The 5,257-nt window shown below is 37.3% G+C and carries 6 protein-coding genes and 1 pseudogene; 3 read left to right on the plus strand and 4 right to left on the minus strand.

Features of this window, described 5'->3' with window-relative positions:
• Positions 1-409: 409 nt before the first annotated feature.
• The gene (locus tag ACFIJZ_RS09130) at positions 410-1,561 is read left to right on the plus strand and encodes a tyrosine-type recombinase/integrase (RefSeq protein WP_375631814.1); all 1,152 of its coding nucleotides are present in this window, start codon (positions 410-412) and stop codon (positions 1,559-1,561) included.
• 173 nt (positions 1,562-1,734) lie between these two features.
• Here the strand turns inward: ACFIJZ_RS09130 and ACFIJZ_RS09135 are convergent, their stop codons facing one another.
• The 3 genes from ACFIJZ_RS09135 to ACFIJZ_RS09145 form a co-directional block, all read right to left on the minus strand.
• Positions 1,735-1,947: a hypothetical protein gene (locus ACFIJZ_RS09135; RefSeq protein WP_375620805.1), complete on the minus strand. Its 213-nt coding sequence runs from the start codon at positions 1,945-1,947 to the stop codon at positions 1,735-1,737.
• A 131-nt stretch (positions 1,948-2,078) separates the two neighbouring features.
• Positions 2,079-2,306: a hypothetical protein gene (locus ACFIJZ_RS09140; protein WP_375631816.1), complete on the minus strand. Its 228-nt coding sequence runs from the start codon at positions 2,304-2,306 to the stop codon at positions 2,079-2,081.
• The gene (locus ACFIJZ_RS09145) at positions 2,303-2,965 is read right to left on the minus strand and encodes a lysozyme (RefSeq protein WP_375631817.1); all 663 of its coding nucleotides are present in this window, start codon (positions 2,963-2,965) and stop codon (positions 2,303-2,305) included. The genes ACFIJZ_RS09140 and ACFIJZ_RS09145 overlap by 4 nt, the downstream gene beginning before the upstream one ends.
• A gap of 244 nt (positions 2,966-3,209) precedes the next feature.
• On the opposite strand from ACFIJZ_RS09145, the gene ACFIJZ_RS09150 reads away from it, so the two are divergent.
• Together ACFIJZ_RS09150 and ACFIJZ_RS09155 are read left to right on the plus strand one after the other, a co-directional pair.
• Positions 3,210-4,118 (plus strand): type II restriction endonuclease, encoded by a 909-nt coding sequence (locus ACFIJZ_RS09150; protein ID WP_375631818.1) that lies wholly within the window; start codon positions 3,210-3,212, stop codon positions 4,116-4,118.
• A gap of 1 nt (position 4,119) precedes the next feature.
• Positions 4,120-5,046, plus strand: a complete 927-nt coding sequence (locus ACFIJZ_RS09155) for a DNA cytosine methyltransferase (RefSeq protein WP_375631819.1) — start codon at positions 4,120-4,122, stop codon at positions 5,044-5,046.
• Between the two features lie 58 nt (positions 5,047-5,104).
• Here ACFIJZ_RS09155 and ACFIJZ_RS09160 read toward each other — a convergent pair.
• Positions 5,105-5,257, minus strand: a pseudogene (locus ACFIJZ_RS09160) (late control protein); the annotation flags it as partial.

The raw sequence follows: 5,257 nt of genomic DNA on the forward strand, positions 1-5,257 counted from the left end.
GAGAGAATCCTACGTTATTCGGGGGTCTAATTCAATATACAAAACAGTAAATTATCATTATAAATCAATATATTGTTATTGTGTGAAGCGTGCTTTATAGACAAATGTTAGAAACCCTATTCCCTTAACTTTACTCAGGCATCATTAACTTAAAAGTCAATAAAAAAATAGGTTACATACAACAAAGAAGAGTGTGGTGCCCAGACGCGGCAAGCAGGGGCTTAGCAACAAGATTCAAAGTGTATAAAGATGTGTAAGGGCGTATTGATGTCTATAGCTTTTTATGATTCAATAAAAAAAGTAAGTATTAAAGAAAAAATCTCAAATCAGAAATTAAAGGTGGTCTAAAAGGTGGACCCAAAAAGGTGGACGAGCAATGCTTGAAAAGGTGGACGAGAGGGGACGTTAAGTGAGGGCGATTCATCGGTTATCAGCATCATTCGTAAAGACGTCTCCGCAGGGTAAATATTGTGACGGGGCAGGGTTGTGGTTGAATGTTCGAAAAGACAATACACGCTCTTGGTTTTTTCGCTATACGCACCACAATAAGCGCCGTGAAATGGGACTTGGTCCTGTTACAAAACTCTCTTTAAAAGAAGCGCGTGAGCTTACAAGATATTATAGTGATATTCTTAAAGAAGGCAATGATCCTATTGTCTTTCGAGAACAGACTATTTTAAAACAGCAAAGCAATATTTTTCAAGAAATTGCAAAAGCGGCTTTTGAAAGCAAAAAAGCAGAGTTGAAAAATGAAGGTAAAAACGGCCGCTGGTTTTCTCCTCTAGAGTTGCACGTGATTCCACACATAGGCAAATTACCTATAGAAAAATTAACAGCCAATATCATCCGCAATGTTCTCTCACCCCTTTGGCATGAAAAAGCAGACACAGCGCGAAAAGCACTTAACCGTATCAATATTTGTTTGAAATATGCAGCGGCTCTTGGTTTAGATGTTGATCTACAGGCTTGTATGAAGGCACGCGCTCTTTTAGGAAAACCACGTGCGACATCAACAAATATTCCTGCTATGCCATGGCAAGAGGTTCCGGCATTTTATCAAAGCTTGGATGATAAGATCCTTTCAAATTTAGCACTGAAGTTACTCATTTTGACGGGAGCACGGTCATATCCATTGCGCTATTTGCGCCTTGAACAAATTGATAAAAATATATGGACGATACCAAAAGAAAACATGAAAGGTATTGTAGGGAAAGTTTCAGACTTTCGCGTGCCACTAAGTGGTGAAGCTTTGAGAGTTATTGAAAAAACTCTCCCCTTTGAAAAGAATGGTTTTCTCTTTTCTGGTCTTAAAGGTAACCCCATTTCTGATGCCACCATGGCAAAATATATGACAGTTTGTGGTTTGACTTATCGTCCCCATGGTTTTCGTTCAAGTTTACGGGATTGGATAGCAGAGACAACGTCAACACCGTTCGAGATTGCCGAAACTGTTCTTGCCCATTCAGTCGGGAGTTCAGTGACAAAAGCTTATATGCGAACGGATTTTTTAGAACAACGACATGTTCTCTTGGAACAGTGGGCTTCATTTATAACAGGATAGAATTTTTACAATTACCTCTGCAGTGTTTTTAGCTATTTTGGAGAGAAATTTGATATGTCCAATTCTGTGAAAATAACAGTTTTAAATGTGTAAAGCTATTATTGATAGTCTCCATGAGACGAGCAAAATTAAGAAACCATTTTCTAAAGAATTTCGCGCGTCTCAGAGTATGTTTAGAGTCGGATATTTGGTTTTTGTGTAAAAATACTTACAAACGCATCCATAATACGTGAAAAATCAAGCGCTAATAAGAGTATAATGAGTACAATCCATTTCGTATAACGCGACATCACTTTTACACTTTTGTAGGTCATGATGATTTCTTGAAGGATTTCTTTTTCTGCTTCTGTAAGCTCTGTATCGTCTTGTGTTTTTTTTCTAGCCATGTTTCCACCCACACACGCGTTCACCTAGATTATTGTGCTTTAAGATCTCTCTTGCTAAGTTTGAACTGATGGCGTTCAGATCTTGCTTATCTAAATAAATTGGCAACCAGCCAACACAAGAAGAAGCATATTTATTTGTCGTGCAACCAGTCAGAGAGAGCAGCACGCACATCAGCATCACTTTTTTGATTAACTTCACTTTCCACCTCCAGACGTGTTTTGGCTGCTTTTAAAGCTTTTTCTGTTTGCTTTTGTTGCTCTGCTTTTTTCCCAAGAGTAAAAGCTCTTGCTAATGCAATAAAAAAAGCGACTAAAGCCGCGCCTGTTATCATCAGATTTCTTTTCATCCATAAGATCATAGACGATGCTCCTGAAAGCGTTTAGCAACAAAGAAAATACCAGCACATGCGGCTAAAACCATAATGGTGGCCAAAGCCCATTGGATTGGTCCATTTCCAGCTAACAAACCACCAAGCCCAGAAAAAGAGCCAATAATCGGTGCAAGGGCTTCTGCTTTGAAAAGCCCCGTTGGTACTTGCGTTTCTACTGTTTGATAATTGGAAGAAACATAAGCCCCTTTCGCCCATAAGCCTGTTTCTGCCGCACGCCGGTGTGCTAGACCTTCAAGACGCTTTCCGCCTGCTTTGGTCCATTTCTGTAGCTCGGCAGGGACAGCTTCATATTCACCTTGATTGAGCTTTTTTAACAGTGTCGAATTACAAAAGGCTGTTGTTCCTACATTATAGCAAAAGGACACTAACGCCGCAAATTGTTCATCCGTTAATGAAACCGTAACAGCGCGTTCAACGACATTTTCAAATTGTCTTAAATCTTGGCAAAGAATTTCTTCAGCTTGTTTTTCAGTGATTGCCATGCCTTTATGAACAAAAGGTTTTCTAGCACTGTTTGTATGTCCATAACCTATTGTCCACACCCCAATGGCATCTTTATAGGCGTTCAAACGCAAACCTTCCCATTGTTTGATAAGTGCTAGTCCTTCTGATGATATTTTTCGCATATGATTCTCCATAAAAAAAGCCCCGCAAAAGGCGGGGATGCGTGAAAAATATGAAATGAACGTCTTTCCCTCTTAAAGGACGGTAAGAAATCTACTCAACAAAAAGATATTGAAAAAGCCGTTCAATTAGTAAAAAAATTAACTTCCTCCTCGCCTAAAGGACAGGTAACGGACAAAAATATCATTGGTTAAAATTTAGAATCTGCTAATCAGTTATACTTGTCTAATCGTAGGATTTAATGCAATGACTGATATAAGATACAAAAACTTAGAAGATTTTTGTGGGCTTGATGAGGAAGAAAAAAAAAGCTTCGTAAACTTTCTCAAGAAAAGAAGAAGTGAACTGATTTCACCTACTGATGAAATAGTAAGTCAAATAGTACAGGAAAATAAACAAATTATAGATGAGTTGCTCAAAAAAGAGGAAGTTTCTAAAACAATTTTTAATATGCGAGAATTATCGTATTCCGCATTGTTAAAGCAAGAATCTACTTTCAATTCTGCGATTTTGATGGAAATTAGCCATCAGTTTGAGATGCCTAAAAGAATTATTACTGAATTAAGTTTAAAATTATTTCGGCTTAACATTCAAGATTCTCACAAATTTAACGAGCAGCTAATAAATTGTTTTGGCCAATATGCAGGAAAAATTATTCCATATATTTATTTATTATGTCTTAGCAATACACAGTCACGCCGTTCACGTGCGGGAAAAACATTTGAAGAAATTATTTATTTTTTATATAATCAATTTCGATATCGTTTCGAAGCTCAAAAAAAAATCGGAAAAGAAACATTTCAAAAAGCCGGTTTGGGTAAAATGGTTGATTCAGTACTACCGAGCATAGAGCATTTTAAGAAAAGACGCGATAAGGCTATTATTGGCACAATGAAAACCACTTTGCGTGAACGTTGGCAAGAAGTTATTGAAGAGCAGTCAAGATCTCAAGTTCCTAACATTCACTTACTGACAGTTGATGATAAAATCTCTGTAAATAAAATTGAACAAATGAACAAGCATAACATTGTTGTCGTCGTACTAAAAACAGTTAAAAATCAAGAAAAAATATTGCATAACCACAGCGTCATAGATTTTGAAACGTATTTTTTAAAAGAACTACCTGAGATGTTTAATTATTGGAAAAATCAGTAAAATGTTTAAACTAATTGACTTATTTGCCGGCATTGGAGGAATTCGTTTGGGTTTCGAGTCTGCATTTGGCTTAGATAACGCCCAATGTGTTTTTACATCAGAAATTGATAAATACTCTATTCAAACTTATCGACTTAATTTTAACAACGATCACGTCCATGGCGATATTACTCAGATCAATGAAGAAGAAATACCAGAGCATGATATTTTATTAGCAGGCTTTCCTTGCCAACCTTTTTCGCAAGCAGGCTTGAAGAAGGGGTTTGCGGATGCACGTGGAACTTTATTTTTTGATATCAATAGAATTTTATCACATAGGAAGCCTCGAGCATTTTTATTAGAGAATGTTAAGCAATTAAAGGGGCATGATAGGGGACGTACTCTCTCTAGTATTATAAAGCATTTACAATCAAGCGGTTATAAAGTTTTTTATGATATCTTAAAAGCACGGGATTTTGGAGTTCCTCAGAATCGTGAACGCATATATATCATTGGTTTTTTAGATCATTCGATAGATTTTAAATTTCCCTCTCCCATGAATATTAAAACAAGGGTGGGAGATATTTTAGATAAAGAGGTTGATGAAAAATATACAATTAGTAATGCTCTTTGGCATGGACACCAACGAAGAAAAGTTCTGAATAAACTGAAAGGAAAGGGATTTGGTTATGGGCTTTTCGATGTGGAATCGCCATACACAAATACACTTTCTGCACGTTATTACAAAGATGGAAGCGAAATACTTATAATGCAGGATAATAAAAATCCTAGAAAACTGACGCCAAGAGAAGCAGCACGCTTGCAAGGGTTTCCTGAAAGCTACCAGATTCCAGTATCTGATACGCAAGCCTATCGCCAATTTGGAAACAGTGTGTCTGTTCCAGTTATTAAAGCTATCGCATTGCAGATGAAAAAATATCTGTCGTAAACGTTCATTGACCTTCTTCCCTAAAAGGGACAGCACAACGAATGACCTAAAGTTGATATTAATCCTCATCCATATGGATAACGCCTTCGCCTTCGTCGCATGCGTTTTGTGGGGCGTTTGGATCAAGGGTATCATCCTTGTCTGGTGTGGTGTTTGCAACGTTTCCAGCTGTGTCTTCTTGGGCTTCATCAAAAAGTTCGCATTCTATTTT

This window comes from Bartonella sp. CL70QHWL (assembly GCF_042194855.1).
Lineage (GTDB): Bacteria > Pseudomonadota > Alphaproteobacteria > Rhizobiales > Rhizobiaceae > Bartonella.